Raw genomic sequence first — 17,404 nt, forward strand, 5'->3', positions numbered from 1 at the left:
TATTTTGCCAATCACACAATACAGAGACATGCATTTTATTTCGCGATTCAAACAACTGATGTTACTGTTGGCGCTGCCGTTGCTGATCCATTCACAGCGTGTAGCCGCTACCGTTAAACTGCCGTATTTTTTTGGAAACAACATGGTATTGCAACAGCAAACCAACGCAGCCATCTGGGGCTGGGCTAAACCCGGCAGTACCGTGACTGTCACCACTTCCTGGAACAAGAAAAAATATTCCCAGCCGGCGGATGCCAGCGGCAAATGGAAATTGCAGGTAGCCACGCCAGCGGCGGGCGGGCCTTACGAGATTACGATTTCGGACGGGAGCCCGCTCACGCTGAAGAATGTACTGATCGGCGAGGTATGGCTTTGCAGCGGACAATCCAATATGGAGATGCCGATGAAAGGCTTCAAGGACCAGCCTATCATTGGCTCCAATGACGCGATCTTCAACTCTGCCAACGATCAGCTGCGACTCTTCACCTTACCGAGGGCGGTAACCGGCACACCGCAGGATACCTGCAAGCCCAGCGAATGGAAGGCGGCGGAACCTGAATCCGTTACCAACTTCAGCGCCACGGCGTATTATTTTGGCCGGCTGTTGCAGCAACGGCTGAAAGTGCCGGTAGGACTCGTATGTATCAGCTATGGCGGCTCTCCGGCGGAAGCGTTTATGAGCACCAGCGCGTTGAAGGAGTTTCCGGACATCAAGCTACCAGAGGCAGACACCAAGCTGACCAACAAAGTGGCGACTACGCTTTATAACGGGATGATACATCCCTTCATTGGCTTTACCATCAAGGGCTGCATCTGGTACCAGGGCGAAACCAATGCGGACAGGCCTGCACAATATGAAACCCTGTTCCCGGCTATGGTGAAATCATGGAGAACGGAATTCGGCCAGGGGGATTTTCCATTTTACTTTGCGCAGATTGCCCCTTACACTTATGTACAGCATCCTGACCCGAAGCGGGATGAATTCAGGAACTCCGCCTACCTGCGGGATGCGCAGCGGAAAGCGGCGCATACCATCCCGAACAGCGGCATGGTAGTACTGATGGACCTGGGAGAAGCCAAATGCATACATCCGGCGGATAAGGAAACCGGCGGCAAACGGTTTGCTTACCTGGCATTATCCAAAACCTACCAGCAGAAAGGCTTTGCGGCGGTTAGCCCGGATTATGATTCACTGGTGGTGAATGGGAATACTGCAACCATCAAATTTAAAGACGCGCCAAACGGGTTGACCTCCTTTGGAAAAACATTGGAGCAGTTTGAGATTGCCGGCAGCGATAGGAAATTCTATCCGGCGACGGCGGTGATTAAGCAAGGGGCGGTGCAGCTGAGCGCGCCGGAAGTGAGCGCGCCGGTGGCGGTGCGGTATGCGTTTAAGGATTTTGTGGTGGGTGATTTGTTTAGTACAGAAGGGTTCCCGGTGTCAAGTTTTAGGACGGATAGTTGGTAGGGAATCAGGCAACAGAATTTCAACGTCTTTCTGCCGCTCCTTTGGCAGTACGATCAAGCCAACCAGCTTCCCTCCTTTCAGTGTAGCCTCTACCGTAGTATTATAAGGCGCATGTAATTTAAAATGAACATCTTTACCGGCCGGCCATCCTGGGAAAAGCAGGATGCGCCGGCCGTCTGTTTGCAGCAACATTTCCTGGAAGCCAATCATGGCGCTGCCGCCCCAATTATGATCCGGCGTCCAGTCGAAACCCGGGCCCCAGAAAGCCGGGAACCGCCAGGGCCCTGAAGCCAGCTTCTTAGCCGTGAGCGCAAAGGCCTCTTCTCTCAAACCCAACCTGGCCGCCCAGATGTTGTCCTGCTTCCAGCCGACGTGGCTACGGAAGCGGATTACATTCGTATCGAGCCGCCAGGTGTTCAGGGCAGTATCCAGTCCCGGTTTGCCAACGCCGTATAACCCCCACGGATATACGGTGTATAACTGTGGCGACTCAACGTTGTTGATCCTCTCCCACGCGCGTGCCGGCGCAATGGTGACAGCGCCGTAATCCTTTGTGAAATTCAGCTCCGGCAGCCGGTTATAGAACCCGGTCCAGTACTGCTTTTGCGCCGGATCCAGGTAAGCAGCCGGGAGCTGCAGGAGCCGGGCGCTGATGGTGCGCAGCGCCGCGATGGTGGAAGTGGCGTTATAAGCCATCTTAAATGTTTCAGCGGCGGAGCCTGGATAGAGGATCAACTTTCCCTGTTCGTCCAGGGGTTTACGGCCGCGGCGCCTGGCGAGGTATTGATAATGCTCATCGAAAAAGCGGAGGCAGCTTTCTATAAATGGAATGGCTATACGAATATCTTTGCCGGTATAGCGTTCTTCTTCCAGCATCATCAGGCAGAATTCCAGCACGGTATCCCATTGGTATTCCAGCCAGGCGTTGTATTCCAGCCCTTTGTCGAAATAGTCCGGCCGCTTTTGGCCGTATTCCGCGAAGTTGGGCAGTCCGAAATTTTCCATTTGCTCCGTGAAGCAGGCGCCTTCATGGTTCCAGTAGACTTTTGACCGGAGTTCCGCATTGCGTAACAGGCGGAGATAGAAATTTAGCTGTGGCTGCAGCATATCCCAGTCGCCGGAGCGGATCATGGGAAAATACACGAGGCGCTGGTTTTGCGCGGTATGCAGTCCCCCGCCCCAGTTGCGGTAGTCCGGCGTTAGTTGCAGCGTGCTATCCGTAAACACGGGGTCTACTGTCAGGAGGCCGCCATTGAATTTCGTAGGCCAGTGACCGTTAGCATTGCAGGCGAGCATGTAGCGGAACAGTTGATAGTTGCGCCCCAGCTCGAAAGTAGCCGGTTGCGTAGTTTCGATAAAGCTGCGGTTCCAGAACTGCTGCCACCATTGGTGATTTTTTGCGGGTATGTCAGCGGCATCAGCAGCGGCGATGAGTTGTTGCAATTGATGGCGCCACTGGCTGATATCGCGTGTTTGCAGGGTGGCCAGGGCCAGCGTCAGGTCATGGCGTTTGGCCGGCTTTGCGGAACGCAGCTTCCAGGCTTTGAAGTCAGTGCTGGCGTAGCTGCCTGTGTAGGTACCAGCGGGCTGGAAACCTTTACCGTAAAAGCTGCCACCGAAGGCGAGGTATGCCAGCGGGTTATAAAGGCTGTCCTTCACGGATTCGAGCCCCTGCTGGATGACTGTGGTGTCAAATATCGTTTTTGCTGGGTTATGGTGGTAAAACAGGATGCCTGTTTTCGTAAACGCGATACTGTCTTTACGGATGGTATTGGGTTTGGGCGCGGCCCATTTCCAGGAGTTGCCGAAGTTTTCCCTGGGAGCGATGATACGGTCCTGGTAGCGCCAGTTTTCGTAGGCGGCATCGACGAGGACGGGCTTGTCGGCAGTTAGTCGAAAGTGCGCTACGGGCTGCATGACGTCCGCCCAGATTTGCATGGTGGCCGTTACGCCGTTGTCTGCTCCGTAGATGGTGACGTAGCCTTTGCGGAGGTGGAGTTGTTGCCGGAAGCCTTTGCCGGTGAACGGATTCGGGGACAGGCGTATGCGGAGGCGGCCGGTTTTAAGCAGGCCGTTGTTTTCGTCCAGGTTACCACTGCGGGCGACGTAGATGAGGAGGTCGCCATTTTCGACCCAGATGTTCATGCCGATGTCGCCACCGCCGCAAGGCATGGATGCGCCGGCGTTCGCGCTGGGGGTGGTCCAGACGAGGTCGTAGTTTTGGGTGGGTTGGGCGGTGGATGGGATGGTGAGGAGGATGCAGTGAAAGATGGCTAGCAATGGGAGCTTGCTCGTGATGCGCTGAAAAACAGCAATGCCAATTTGCGGAATGCCGCGCCTCCTGATCAATTCTATTCCTATATTTTTTCCTCTTAATTTCATTCCATCCATAATTGTGCATTTCCAATGATCCCTGCCGGCAGCAGCTTTTCATCCTTAAATCTATACGGCGCGGTGGTATTTGTGATGCGCCTGTTTTCAGGCAGGTGATGATCCCATATCAAACGGTTATGCCAGGTATTACTTACGGTGATGGTAAGCTTGTTGGTACCGGCTTTGACGGCGCCGGAAACGTCCAGTACATATGGAGGCGTCCAGAGGGTGCCGCAGTCGGTTCCATTAATTGTCACGGTGGCAATATTAAATATACTGTCTATGTGGAGATAAAAATGTTTTTTCTGGTCAGTGGCTCGTACGGAGAACGAGGTTTCGTAAATGACTGTGCCGGAGTAGTACATAGCAGCTGAATCGGGTAAGTCCGTCCAGCTACGCAGGGTGGATAATTGTACGGGCATGGCGGGGCCTCCGTTGGATTGGTCGAAGGTAAGTCGCCATGGGGTGCGGAGCTGGAGGGAGGTCTGCTGGTTGGGGGATGGCAGGTTCTTCGAAACGAGGACGGCATTTTCTTGGTGATGTTTGGTGGAAGATGGAAGGTCCTTCGAACCACGCACAACATTTGACCCCTCAGCATTTCCTTGCTGATGTTTGTCGGCAGATGGAACCCTCCCCAAGCCCCTCTCCTGTCCGTCCTTCTCAAAAATCACAAACAACGATTGCGCCGGGGCAAGCGTCAATTGAATACTGCTATCCGCCAGTACAAGCGGTTTGAGCGCCACCACTCCCCTGACCGGGTCCCAGATTTCCGGTATGCCCTGCGCCCGGAACCGGATCCTCGTTTCCTGCGTATATGCCTGCTGGTTAGCAATAAAGTAAATCTCCGCGTTGGCGGCACTACGGTGAGTCCAGGCAATATTTCCCTGGCCTGTCAATACTTCCACGTCCTTTGCCACTCCGAGCGCAGCCGCTGTATATGGCAACGGGATCACCTTCCCAGTGGACTTTATTTCTTTAAATATCCTTTGTACAGCGGTATCTGCATCCTTAAAGCCGATGCCATAAACCGGTGTTTCCAGGTTCATCATCACACTGGCTCCCTGCTTCACCAGCTGCAGCAGCTTATTGGCGGCCGGTACGGACCAGCGGCCGGCATCCGGCATCAGCGGATGCTTGTCCGGAAATACCAGCACGGCATAGGTGGCGCCGCCTGGCAGGAGTACCCGGCCGTCTTTTACGGACATTTGCATCAGCGCGTCCGGGTTAAAACTATCATAAGCGTAACCTTTCAGTGCGTCCACCCAGTCTTCCGGATCGGCCATATTGGCGCTGTGGGTGACGCCTTCCGGAATAGAACGCAGCGGCAGCCCTTTGTTCTGCAACCGTTCCTGTTCTTTACGAGCGCGGTCATCGCCGAATAAACACGGAAGCGAGCTAACGAGCCGGTCAGGGGTCAGGGAGCGGCGCGGCAATTGCTCGCCGGTGAATACCGCTATATCCGCCACGGGGCGGCCTTGCTGTAACAGCGACTGGCAACGGGTTATATATTTGATCCAGGCCCGACTTTGACGGAACCAGGTCTGGTCCCGCTGGTAATATAGCCCGACGCCGTCCAGCGTCATACCCGGGCGGCGGTTCATCCAGGGATTATGGGAGAATACGTGCATCACCATGCGGTTCACGCCAAGGGCCAGGTTACGGTCGCCCGTGATCTTTAGTCCACCCGGGTGCTCGCTCCAGTCCATGCGCAGGGTGGTGAACGCCTCCGCCTGCACGATGTTTTTGCCGTAGATATGCGCCCCGCTGATGGCGTCCAGCATATCATTGGGCTTGTCGTGCGTGGGACTGTTGAACCAGAATTCACCCATTGGAACGTCCGTATGCTGATAGTGCAGCAAGCCGTCTCCCATCATGACGGGGGCCACGCTTTCCGTGCTGAATTTGCAACCGAGTTGATGTGCCCTTGCAGCGAGGGTTTTGAAGAATACATCGCTGACCAGGTCCGCGATCGTTTGGCGTACGTCGTGGAGTACTTTTTCGGAAACGGCGGCGCTCTCGATTGGGATGCCTGCCATTACCGGCAGGTAAGGCATCAGGTCGTACCCCCGGCGCTGGCGGAACTCCTGCGGAAATGTGGCGGACCAGTTTTGGCTGCCGCATTCCCAGCTGTCGACATACAATGTTTTAAGGACTTCCTTCGCCAATGCGGGAGCTGTATTTTCAAACGCCTTCTTAAACCAGTTGTCAAATTGCTTATTGATGGCAGCGGCGCTGAACTTGTCGCATTCCAGGCCTTTGCCAGCCCCGCCGGTGGAATTTACTTCCCCTGTAGAGGTATGGCCCATTCGGAGGATGACCCAGTTGCCGGAAGGTGGGCGCCAGTTGAGGCGGCCATCCGGGGAGAGCTTATCCGTGAGGGTTAGGATGGTGTTTAGCGGGATGGCGTCAGAGGGCAGGTTGGTTGGAGGCGCCGCCCGCCATACACTCCCGTTCTTCCCTTCAAACCCATTAATCACTGCCTCCCCACCCAGGAAAATCCCCGTTACCTTCAACGTTGGCTTCCACTTCGCTGCATCCAAATCTTCCGCTCCCGGCGCGGCGCCTTCCTTTTCATACACCAGCCGGAAATACTTAGCAGTAGTAGTTGGTACGCTATACGTATATCCCTGCACGTTATCCTTCCAGCCATGGCGCGCAGGGGTAAATCTTATAACTTCCCGGAAAGTCGCCCCGTCATTGCTGCATTCCAGCCTGAGGCGTTGCGCAGGGTAATTATTACTGCCCGTTTCAATATGAACAGATTTAACGGTGAAAGGAGAATTGTATGCATACCGGATCCAGCAGTCCCTGTCCGATTTAAAACTTTGTTGATTGCCGGCTACAGCCAGGTAATCCGCTTGAGTACCGGCGCTGGTAGTTACATGCGGCGTGGCGTTGCTGGGCAGGGATGATAACGGGTAGGCATATACGGCAATATCTTTATAATAACCTTCCCGGGTTAATGGCTGCTCCAGTATAATAGGCCCTGTATCTGCGCTGTTAACATACTTCTTTGTCCACACCACCTGCTGCATGGATTCCGAAGGCGTGATCCAGGGGCCGCCCGCACAGGAGAAACCATCGCTGAGGTGCATCCCCAGTTCCAGGCCAAGGCGTTTGGCTTCCTGCATGGCATAGCGCACCATCTCCCACCATTCGGGGGTGAGCGGCCTTACCATTGGCGAAAATCCAACGGCAGCGGACGTATCTTTAATCGTTACCAGGTATGCCCCTCCGATGCCCGCTTGTTGCATAGCTTCCAGGTCCGCCTTGATGCCGGCTTTGGAAACAGCGGCATGCATCCAATACCACAGGACCCATGGCCTGGCACTGGCGGATGGCTGTAGAAACGCCTGGCGCAGCGATTGTTGACTATATACTGTAGTGCCGGCCAGTAGTAACAACAGGAGGCAATTAAACTTTAGATACTTCATTTCTCCAACGCAGCTTTACAATTCAAAATACTCCATAATCCCATTTCACCTTCACTTCTCAAACTTTACTTTACTAGTTCCCAAATCCTTCGACACAGCTACTGCAATCCCCCGGTTATCTTTGGCATCCACCGCGCAATAGAAATGATACACTACACCCTTATACTTTACCACAAAGCTTTTATGCGCATACTTCGCGTCGAAAGATTCGGAAGGCTTAACCAGGTCCGGACCTGTCCAGTCCGTCCAGTTCACCAGGTCATAACTGCAGGCGAAACGGTTAAAGGCGTCCTTGCGGCCTTCCCAGAAAGCCCCGAAATAAAACATCACCCATACGTTCCCGATTTTCTGGATCATGGGATCAGCGGTAAGCCCAATGGGATGATGCATCACGGGGTCTGTACGGAACCGTTGCCAGTGCAGCATATCATCCGATACGGCCATGCCTGTACGTTCAAACCAGCGGTACTTTGGTTTGTTGCCGCTGGTATCGCCGTTTGCATTGTAGTACATCACAAAAGGATGACCGGTTGTTTTTTGCTTGTCCCAGATGATCGTCGATTTGTACAATTTTTTGTTTTCCCACCAGCGTACGTCCTTATCTGTGGCGGACAGTACAGGCTGGACAGTACGCTGCCAGTCGTGCGGCCGGGTAATATCCTTGTTCGTATAGGCGATACCGATAGCCAGCGCCCCGGTTTCATAGCCGGTTTCATTGCCACCGATATAACTCATCCAATGTTTTCCGGCGTATTTCCGGAGCTGGTAGGATCCGCCCCAGGTATAATCCTGCAGGGCGATGTAGCCGGCTTTCTGGTGCTTGTCCCAGTCGGCGCTGCTGCTGTCCGAAAAGTACAGCACGCGGCCAAGGGTGGTCCAGTCCAGCAGGTTGCTGCTTTTCGCCAGCCAGGTTTCATACCCCCGGCCATCGAAGAGGATGTAAGTCATGTACCAGTATTTCCCTTGCCTGAATACAGAAGGGCAATCGGCCTTGCGGCCGCCATCAGGGGCAATCACGAGTCCGTATTTATAAGGCGTTTTCACCTGTTCATATATCTCCTGCATCACGGTTGCCGGTACGGCGGTTTGCTGCGCAAGCAGCCGGCCGGCAAAGAAAGTTATTAAAATGATCAAGCTATATTTCTTCATATCATCTGATTAATTGTATCCAAACGGTCATGCACTATCAAGCTGTATTTCTTCATATCATCTGATTAATAGTATCCAAACAGTCATGCACTATCAAGCTGTATTTCTTTCTGTTATTTGAGCCAACCTGTCCAAACAGTCATAAACCATCCCCCTACATCTCTTCCTATCACCTCATTAATGGCATCCAAACTGTCATCTCTGATTTCCCCCGGTTCGCCCAGGCGTAATAAGGAATCATAGTAACCTCCACCGGCTGATAATCATTTTTCAACTCCCTGTACAGCATTTGCCCCCATGCAGCCCCTACCTTGCGCCTCGCCTGCCCTGTAATCGCTACTACCGGCCGGTTCCCAATCATAGTTGCTTTAATCCCCCATTTCATACCCGCCGGAATCGCTACGTCAAAAATATTCATCTGCTGATCGGACGATTCCATACAATACACCAGCGGCCCGCGTTTAACCGCCACCTGGTTCCTGGTTTCTTCCACCAATGGGTTCGATTCCACCAGCGTCACCGGCATATCCATGGACAAGGAGATGCTGTCCCCCCGTTTCCAGGCCCTCTTAACCGCTACAAATCCCTCCTGCGGCGTAAGCGGTACCTGCTGCCCGTTTACCTGCACTGCATACTGCCGGCACCAGCCGGGTATCCTTAGAAAGATAGTAAAAGGTTGGGAAGGAATTTTATCTATCCGCAGGTTCACCTGCCCGTCCCAGGGATAGTTACTTTCCTGGGTCAGTTCCAAACCCGCCTGCTGCAGCCGGTTACTGCCATAAAGGTTCACGTACAGCCCTGCTTTATCCAGGCTGTAAGCATAATCACTCACTTCGGCAATAGTGCGCACTGTATTGGGCGGGCAGCAATTGGACAATGCGATATATGGCTTGCGCCCCCCTTCCCATCGCAGGTGGTAAGGATAGTTTGCCGCTGCCGCCAGCGGGTTGGTATAAAAGTAACTGCTCCCGTCCAGGCTTACCCCGCTCAGCACACTGTTGTACAGCGCCAGTTCCAGCACATCCATATATTTAGCGTTAGCGGTAATGAGGTACATGCGCCAATTCCAGAGTACATTACCAATGTTGGCGCAGGTTTCGTTATGCGCGCTGAAATTGGGCAGCTGGTAATCCCGGCCGTAAGCCTGGTGTACTTTCTGGACCGTGTCCGGGTTGTAGGAAGTACCGTCTACGGACACGCCGTCGTACAGCGCGCCGCAGCCGCCGGTGACATACATTTTCGTATGCACGACGTTATCCCAGAGCTGATCCAGTGCGCGAAGCAGGCTACTATCGCCCGTTTCGGCAAACAGGTCCGCTGCGCCGGCAAAGAGATAATTTGCCCGTACGGCATGCCCTACTACCTTGCTCATTTCCCGGAACGGGGCGCGGTCGCTGTTATCATCCGTTCCCGGCACAGCGCCCCGGATGTCAATCAGCTTGCGAACCAGCGCAAGGTATTTTTGATCCCGCGTGGTCCGGTATAGCTCCGTAAGCCCCATGTAGTGAGATGGGCAAATCGCGTTGCGCGCCTGCTCCGGCGTGGCGGTATGGTAAAAGCCGATCAGGAAATCCGCGGCCTTCGTAGCAACCTGTAGAAGCGTAGTCTTACCCGTAGCCCGGAAATGCACGCAGGCGGCCGTCATCAGGTGGCCAAAGTTGTAAGCTTCGAAGCTGAGCTTATCATCGAACATACTGGTTTTCCCGGTGTTACGCTGGTCAATTATATTTTTCGTATAGATGTAACCGTTACTTTTCTGCGCAGCTGCAATAACGGCAATAGCGCTATCCATCCAGGCATCCAGCCGCCGGTCCTTCGTAACGGCGTACACCGCCGCTACCGCTTCCAGGGTTTTGTAGAAGTCGCCGTCGTGGAAAGAAGGACCACGGAAATGCCCTGTATCCAAGCCGGCCGCGATTCGGAAGTTCTGAAAGGCGAAGCACATGGTATCGCTCGTATAAGTACGCCAGAGCTCCGGCATCATGGCGTTTTTACAGGTTTCAAAACGCTCCGCCCAGAACCCGTTTGTCCATACGACGGACTGCATCCCCGCCGGATGGAGTTTGGCATAAGGACTGCCATTGGTATTTACCAGTCCTTGCTGACTAAATGCATCGCCTATACGAAACAGTATGATCGCCGTCAATATCCACTTCTTCATATCGCCGTATAATTTATCACATACTCCCTCCCGGGCTGTATGGTTATCTCATAAATATTTTCTCCTTTTTTAGTTGGGGAGATATTACCGCCTTTCGGCAGCGTCTTACTCGTTACACGCAACGTCCCCACCCCGCCGGGCGCCTTTATCTTTATTTGTCGCCTACTTACTTCCAGCCTGATGTTACCCCCGGGGGTAGGCGCCTCGCCTTTCATCCACTGCAAGCCGCCGAGTGCGGGTTGCACGAGGTAAGTACCGTAACCGGCGCTTAGTGGCTGTATGCCAAGGTAATATTTGCCCAGCAGGTAAATCGGGCTTGCGCCCCAGGCGTGGCAAAGACTTTTGCCGAAAGGGCGGCCATACATAGCGTAGTGGTCCGCGCCGCTGACATGTGGATTATATTCCTCCCAGAAGCTGGTAGCGCCCAGCCGCAGCATACCGCCCCAGTATTCCTTCATTTCCTTCAGCACATATGCCTGCTCGCCCATGGCGCACAGGGCTTCCAGCTCATAGAAGCGCATGTAGGGCGTGGTAATCTTTTGAATATGATCATTGAGCAAAACCGATTTTTTCACTGTCTGCTTTTGTACGTCGTTGAAATAGTTAAAGAAAATGGCGAACATATTGGCATAACGTGTAACCGTTTCCGTAGGCCTTCCATTCATCCGGCTATGCACCAGGGCTTGTTGCCGGTCGCTCCAGTAATAATCGAACAACTTCTTTTTTAAGGAGGACGCCAGCTCACCGTAGTACGAAGCGCCTGCAGTGTCGTCTGCCAATCCCGCACAGAGCGCCATCGTTTCCAGGCTGCGCGCAAAGAGCAGTTGCTCAAAGCTGACCTCCCCCTGCTTGCTTAGTCCTGCCGCCCAATCAATAAACACCCAGTCCCCCGGTAAGCCTTCCAGCAGCCCATCCTGGTTGCGGCGGGCCAGCACCCAGTTGATCAGGGATTTCATACGATCATAGTTCTGCCGTACAAACAGCTTATCCCCTGTAAAAAGGTAGTAGTCATAAATCCCCATGAACCAATAGAAGGTATAATCCATAATCGTATTGATATGGCTGGTCACCGGATCCTTACCACGGAGGGCGTATAGGGTGCGGGTGACGGTGGTATTATCATTCATGAGGTAATAATTCATCAGGTGGCTCTGGTAGGCATCCCCGCTCCAAATCCAGCGGTCCCGCTTGATGCCGTCAATAAAGAACTCCCTGCTGCAAAGGTGCAGGGTATATCTGGCCACTTCGTAAATCCGGTTTAGCGCCGTATCAGAGCAGGTAAAGCTTCCCTTATCCGGCATACCGGCATATTCATATAACATGGAAACGGAATCCAGGCGGACATTTCCATCTCCCACAATATTTACAAAACGGAATGCCTTGGAAAGTGGCATCACCGTGTCCCGTTTGTCCTGCAGGGCTATCTGCAGCTGATCCAGCGTTTCAGCGCCCGCAGCGCTCAGCGCTTCCTCCCTGCTTTCGCCATAATATACCGTAAGCCGGCCATTGCCTTTAAGGCCATGCAGCCGGAGGAAACCAAACGTCTCCTTCCCAAAATCAATCAGCCTGGATCGGGGACTCATCTCTACCCTAACGGCGCTTTGCGCTACCACCGGTAGCCGGAAAGTTGACGGCGGGCGGAGCGGATCCGTAAAATCCCCGTAAGCCGCCTGCAGGTAGCTGGTTGCAGAGAGGTCGGACGTCTTGCCGGTTTCATCAATCCACTCTTTATCTTCATAAGTCACCAGCCAGCTGCTGTCGCTGAAAATCGTTTTCCCGGAAACAAAAATGGAGGGCGCCGCCTCCTGGCAAAATACCTTGACATTGATCTTATGCCTGCCCGCCGGCACTAAAACTTTTTCCGGCATGCCCGGTACCAGCTTAGCATCAATCTTTACGTTAAACGTGCCTTCCGCCCGGATGCTCATCGCTTCCGGTTCCCGCAAGTCCACCACTTTATGGAAATCCACCAGCACATAGTGGTTGTCCATTTTCCAGAATACCGGGAAAAAGCTGCCCCGCTCCGTACGCCGGTTCTGCACCTTATTGCTCAGCCAGATGTCAAAATCCCCGGGATACCAGATCCATCGGGCCTTTTGAGCAAAGGCTGTATTCCTATATAACAGCAACGTACCAACGAAAACTGCCAGCAGGAGCAAATTTCTTTTCATGATATAACGTGGTTTAAAATCCGTTAAAGAAGAGGTAAAGGCCTGCCATCACAATCGCCAACGCTATCCAGGAACCCCATACCAGCGGCGTTGGCCTCACCAGGACCTGCCCCCGCACTACCGCCGCTTTAGGCGAAGCGCCGTCCAGCAGGGAAATTCCCATCGCCATACCCAACAACAAAACAAAAATGTAAAAGGATAATAAGAGATAATGCGGCCATATGGGATATTGGTCCTTCGGGAAGACCCACAGGTAACATATGCCGATAGCCAGACTAATCCCCGAACCCCAGGAAAGGGTAAAATTGACCGCCCGCCGGCTCGTCTGCCGCCAGAAGACCGCCAGGAGAAACACCACCGCCAGCGATGGCGCAATGAACCCCAGCACTGCCTGGAATACATCAAAAAGGTTCAGCCCTTTGATGCTGTCAATAGCAATGGCCATTCCTATGGCAAAACCACAGCCCGCCAGCACCGTGATGCGGCCTACCTTTATGATCTCCCGGTTGGTTGCCCCGGGATTAATCTTCTTCGCATAGATATCCGTTGTAAATACAGTGCTGAGCGCATTCAGGGAGGAGCCAATCGTGCCTACCAGCACGGCGATCAGCACCACGATCACCAGGCCGTTCAGCCCGGCCGGGAAGAGGTTCGTCACCAGGGTCATATAAGCCTCGCTGGGGTCCTGTAAACCAGGGAACAGCTCAAAACAAATGATGCCCGGAATGATGAACAGCGGCAGGGAGAGTATTTTCAGCCAGGCGATGAAGCTAATGCCCAGCTGCCCCTGTTCCAGGTTTCTTGCACCCAATACCGACTGCACCATGGCCTGGTCCGTACAAAAAAACGCGATGGCGGACACCGGGTACCCCAGCAGTATTGCCGGCCAGGGATAAGCCACATCGCCGGCGGGATGAACCAGGTTCCAATAGTCCGCCGGCGCGCGGTGGAACAAGGCTGCCACGCCGCCCACCTTATTAATACCAATAACGGTAAGCCACAGGGATACCATGATCAGCAATATCATCTGGAATACGTTCACCCGCGCAATGGCTTTCAATCCGCCGGCGAAGGCAAACAAACCGGCAAACAGCACCAGCGCAATCACGGACTGCCACATGGGAATACCCAGTATCTGCCGGACGAGGAAGCCGCCGGCGAACAGCCCGAGGGACAACCAGGAAATAAGTATCTTGATCAGCGCATACCACGCAAGTATATTGCGCGTACCGTCGCCAAAGCGCTGGCCCATAAACTCGGGCATGGTCGTCACTCTACTCGCCAGGTACCGCGGCGCAAATACCATCGCCAGTAAAAAGAGAAATATAAACGCGTACCATTCAAAGTTGCCTGCTACAATGCCCGTTGAATAGCCAATGCTGGCAAAGGCCAGCAGCATGGAAGGGCCCACGTTGGTGCCCCACATGTTGAAGCCTACGCTGTACCAGTTGAGCGACTTACCGGCCAGGAACAAATTTTCATCCTGCTGCTTATTCCGGAAACTCGCCCGGTACCCCAGCACCAGCAGCACTAACAGGTACGCCACTACGATGATGTAATCGAGGGATTGTAATTTGATGTTCATGCCTGCGTGGGTTGTGATGTGGGGATAGCAGCCGCCGGCAGGTGCGCGCTTAAGAGGTCTTCCGGCAGTCCGTAGCGACTCAGCAAATCCTTGATCCGCACCGGCCGGCCCGTTTGCAGGCTCCGGTCCATAGCCTGCAGCAGCGCCACCGTGCCAATGCCTTCCTGCAAATTCGGATAGGCCGTGTAATGCTGCTCAATGGCATCCACAAAATATTCCAGGTAATTCTGGTATTCGCCGGCATGGTGCTTCTGGCCTTCGAAGCGGAAATAATAATTCAGCTGCTCATCGCCCCAGGTGATCACCCGCTGCTCTCCTGTTCTATCGGTAACGGCATAACGTAGTTCATGATAATCCGCCTGGCTCGCGCCCAGGGCGCCGCGCAGGATGCAGCTCATGCCGCTGTCGCGGTTCGTTGGCTGCGTAGGCCCTGTATAGGAACCGCTCACCCGGGCTACGCGCCCGTCCGCTGCCTTGAATATAAAATGCATGGTATCTTCATGTTGCAACCCCGCCTGCCTGCCATTGGGGCTGATCATGCCATAGCCCATCACTTCTTCAATATCCGGCAGGTACCAGCGGATGAAATCCACCGGGTGACTCAGCCCGCCGTACAACCATTTAAAGGATTTTTCCAATGCCCATTTTTTTTCCAGGAACCAGCGGTGATCAGCGTTGTAATAACTTTCTATCGTCATCAGCTCGCCGATGACGCCGGCTTCAAAATCCGCCCGTTGCTTTTTAAACGGTTCAAAAAAGCGGCTGCTCTGCCCTACGAAAACCTTCTTGCCGCTGAGTTGCTGCAGGGCCATGAGTTCCGCGCCATGGGCCAGGTCGTCAATAAATGGTTTCGTACATACGACATGTTTATTGTGCAGCAGCGCCTGTTTCACGTGTTCGTAGTGCAGGTGGTCCGGGGTATAGATGGCGATGATGTCAATGCCCTTGTCATTGAGCATATCCTGGTAGTCGGTGGTGTACTCATAGGCTTTGAACTCGTCGGCCCGTTTCCTGCAAAGGTTCAGGTCCTGATCGCAGATCATCCGGAGTTGCACTTTCTTGCTATGGATAGCCGCAGAAATCGTACTGCTGCCTTCTCCCAATCCTAAAATACCGATGGTAAGCATAAGCGTAAACGTTAGTGGTTGATAGGCCGGTCATCTTGAACCGGTTTAATTGCTTTAAGCAGGTTTGGATAAGTGGATTGTATGCCGGCGTTTATCTTAATGGAATCGGCCACGCCGGGGCCGTTGTTTTCCCAGGTAATTCCCGGTCCGTTGGCATTGCGCATGACCTTATCTGCCGGGCTCCAGTTGTTCTTTACCGTGATGTAGGAGGAGCCTTCATCCAGGTAATAATAGAACCAGTGATTGGGATCATGCGGATATGGCGCTTTGTAAATAGCGTCGATGTAGTTTTCAGTGATCAGCGTACCCGGCATGGCGGAAAGGGTGTAAATACCGCCCACATCATACACATGCATGGCGTAATGATGGACTTTATTCGCATAAACGAGGTTGTTCCGCATCGCATTTACCGCCTTCGTCCATCCCCAGCCCACGCAGATGCCGGAGTATGGCACTTCGCTCACTTCGTTATGGGTAATATGAAAATCGCGTACATAACCGGCGCTAATGCCCACGCAGCCCCAGTCTTCATTGGCCACACGGTTCACCAGGTTATTGGCGAGGAGTATATCCCGGCATAGTTCCCGCTCGTCCGCAGGGTCGTAAGCCAGGTGGGTTTCAAACGCTTCATCGGAGAAAACGCCTGCCTGGATACCGGTACCGGCAATATCCCTGAACAGGCAGCCGGCAATGGTATCATAGCGGGTCCCCTTCTTCAGGTCCAGCCCGGTGGCCCCGAGGTGTTGAAAGCTGCAACCTGTTATGCGGATGCGATGGGCATACGTCAGTTCCACCGCGGCAGGCTGCCGGCCTATCCAGGCCTGGTTTTCCAGTCCGGCTTTGGCGGGCGTGCCGGGCTGTTTGAGCTTATAGGCATCCAACAGGTACATGCCGGCCTGCAGGGGTATATGCCCTTTTTGACTGGGGCGCAGCCAGCCGGTATGCTCAAACGCAATATTTCGTATATACACATCCGTTACCGGCCGTTCTGCCGTGCCTTCTATACGCAGCAAGGTCTCCAGTTCGGGGATAACGGCAACGGCAGTACGGAGCTGCTCGTTTTGCCGCGGCCAGTAGTAAAGTTTGCGGGTGGGAATGTCGTAATACCATTCGCCGGGCTCGTCCAGCAGCTGGATGGCGTTGCTCAGGTAGTAAGGCGAGTTGCCCGTTTCCTTTGACAGCCAGGGCGCCGGCCAGGGATGCTCGCTCTGTATCTTGCTTTCCGGTTGCAGGAAGTGCAGGATGGCCGAGTCGCCCCTGGCCTCCATGGATTGAATGCGCAGGTTCGCAATGGCCCACCATTGCTGGATACACATTTCCAACCCGGCTGTATTGCCCGTCAGCAGTGCTTTATTCAGCGGGATGACGCAGGTTTCCGTCTCCCTGTTCCAGTTCAGAATGCGGGTCATGCTATCCCCGCTTACATCGCGGGCACGCACGGCCTTTACGTTATTGATCCAGAGCTGCCGGAAGCCGGTCAGGCTCAGTGGATGATAGGGTAATTCCGCCACCCATACCTGCTTGCTTGCAAGTGCAGGCAGGCCGGACACGGAGGAGTTCAGCTTTTTCCAGTTGGTAACGGGTTGCCCTCCGCTGCAAACGGGCGCCTCTCCTTCCGCCGCTTCAATAATGGTCGGACTTTCCGGCGTACCACTGTCTTCCGGCCGTATAAATACGGGCTCGTATAAACGATAAGTACCGCCATGTAATATGATATGTATCCCTCCTTTGATGGACGGGTCATTTAACCGGCGAAGCTCCCTGGCGTGGCGCAGGGCCGCAGCAGGGGTTGCCATAGGATGTTGCCGGGTGCCTGGATTGGTATCAGCGCCGGCCGGACTAACGTGGATGTCGGCAGCAAAAGCCTGTAACTGTATCAGTACAGCAACTGCCAACAAAAATACACTCACTCGTTTCATCTTTGTTGTCTGGAGCA

The 17,404-nt window shown here is 53.9% G+C and carries 9 protein-coding genes; 1 reads left to right on the forward strand and 8 read right to left on the reverse strand.

The window, feature by feature from the left end:
• Positions 1 to 28: 28 nt before the first annotated feature.
• Positions 29 to 1,468, forward strand: coding sequence for a sialate O-acetylesterase (locus BOC67_RS17010; protein WP_291911838.1), 1,440 nt, complete (start codon positions 29 to 31; stop codon positions 1,466 to 1,468).
• Here the strand turns inward: BOC67_RS17010 and BOC67_RS17015 are convergent.
• The 8 genes from BOC67_RS17015 to BOC67_RS17050 form a co-directional block, all read right to left on the reverse strand.
• Positions 1,442 to 3,850 carry a DUF5703 domain-containing protein gene (locus BOC67_RS17015; RefSeq protein WP_291911839.1) on the reverse strand — a complete coding sequence of 803 codons (2,409 nt, stop codon included), beginning with the start codon at positions 3,848 to 3,850 and terminating at the stop codon, positions 1,442 to 1,444. The genes BOC67_RS17010 and BOC67_RS17015 overlap by 27 nt on opposite strands.
• Positions 3,847 to 7,275 carry a glycosyl hydrolase gene (locus BOC67_RS17020; protein WP_291911840.1) on the reverse strand — a complete coding sequence of 1,143 codons (3,429 nt, stop codon included), beginning with the start codon at positions 7,273 to 7,275 and terminating at the stop codon, positions 3,847 to 3,849. Before BOC67_RS17020 ends, BOC67_RS17015 begins: the two co-directional genes overlap by 4 nt.
• A gap of 51 nt (positions 7,276 to 7,326) precedes the next feature.
• Complete coding sequence (locus BOC67_RS17025; protein ID WP_291911841.1) at positions 7,327 to 8,424, reverse strand: glycosylase; 1,098 nt, start codon at positions 8,422 to 8,424, stop codon at positions 7,327 to 7,329.
• Between the two features lie 169 nt (positions 8,425 to 8,593).
• Positions 8,594 to 10,585 carry a glycoside hydrolase family 127 protein gene (locus BOC67_RS17030; RefSeq protein ID WP_291911842.1) on the reverse strand — a complete coding sequence of 664 codons (1,992 nt, stop codon included), beginning with the start codon at positions 10,583 to 10,585 and terminating at the stop codon, positions 8,594 to 8,596.
• Positions 10,582 to 12,756: an alpha-rhamnosidase gene (locus BOC67_RS17035; protein WP_291911843.1), complete on the reverse strand. Its 2,175-nt coding sequence runs from the start codon at positions 12,754 to 12,756 to the stop codon at positions 10,582 to 10,584. Before BOC67_RS17035 ends, BOC67_RS17030 begins: the two co-directional genes overlap by 4 nt.
• Before the next feature lie 13 nt (positions 12,757 to 12,769).
• The gene (locus BOC67_RS17040) at positions 12,770 to 14,341 is read right to left on the reverse strand and encodes a sodium/solute symporter (protein ID WP_291911844.1); all 1,572 of its coding nucleotides are present in this window, start codon (positions 14,339 to 14,341) and stop codon (positions 12,770 to 12,772) included.
• A complete protein-coding gene (locus BOC67_RS17045; protein ID WP_291911846.1) occupies positions 14,338 to 15,468 on the reverse strand; it encodes a Gfo/Idh/MocA family oxidoreductase in 1,131 nt (376 codons plus the stop codon). The genes BOC67_RS17040 and BOC67_RS17045 overlap by 4 nt, the downstream gene beginning before the upstream one ends.
• An 11-nt stretch (positions 15,469 to 15,479) precedes the next feature.
• Positions 15,480 to 17,387, reverse strand: coding sequence for a right-handed parallel beta-helix repeat-containing protein (locus tag BOC67_RS17050; protein WP_291911847.1), 1,908 nt, complete (start codon positions 17,385 to 17,387; stop codon positions 15,480 to 15,482).
• Between the last annotated feature and the right edge of the window lie 17 nt (positions 17,388 to 17,404).

Origin of the sequence: Chitinophaga sp. CB10 (genome assembly GCA_001870995.2) — a bacterium.
GTDB lineage: Bacteria > Bacteroidota > Bacteroidia > Chitinophagales > Chitinophagaceae > Chitinophaga.

Excerpts from the sequence above, each read along its gene's own strand:
- BOC67_RS17030 (WP_291911842.1), bottom strand. The coding sequence starts at position 10,585 with ATGAAGAAGTGGATATTGACGGCGATCATACTGTTTCGTATAGGCGAT.
- BOC67_RS17040 (WP_291911844.1), bottom strand. The coding sequence starts at position 14,341 with ATGAACATCAAATTACAATCCCTCGATTACATCATCGTAGTGGCGTAC.
- BOC67_RS17045 (WP_291911846.1), bottom strand. The coding sequence starts at position 15,468 with ATGCTTACCATCGGTATTTTAGGATTGGGAGAAGGCAGCAGTACGATT.
- BOC67_RS17010 (WP_291911838.1), top strand. The coding sequence starts at position 29 with ATGCATTTTATTTCGCGATTCAAACAACTGATGTTACTGTTGGCGCTG.
- BOC67_RS17020 (WP_291911840.1), bottom strand. The coding sequence starts at position 7,275 with ATGAAGTATCTAAAGTTTAATTGCCTCCTGTTGTTACTACTGGCCGGC.
- BOC67_RS17015 (WP_291911839.1), bottom strand. The coding sequence starts at position 3,850 with ATGAAATTAAGAGGAAAAAATATAGGAATAGAATTGATCAGGAGGCGC.
- BOC67_RS17025 (WP_291911841.1), bottom strand. The coding sequence starts at position 8,424 with ATGAAGAAATATAGCTTGATCATTTTAATAACTTTCTTTGCCGGCCGG.
- BOC67_RS17050 (WP_291911847.1), bottom strand. The coding sequence starts at position 17,387 with ATGAAACGAGTGAGTGTATTTTTGTTGGCAGTTGCTGTACTGATACAG.
- BOC67_RS17035 (WP_291911843.1), bottom strand. The coding sequence starts at position 12,756 with ATGAAAAGAAATTTGCTCCTGCTGGCAGTTTTCGTTGGTACGTTGCTG.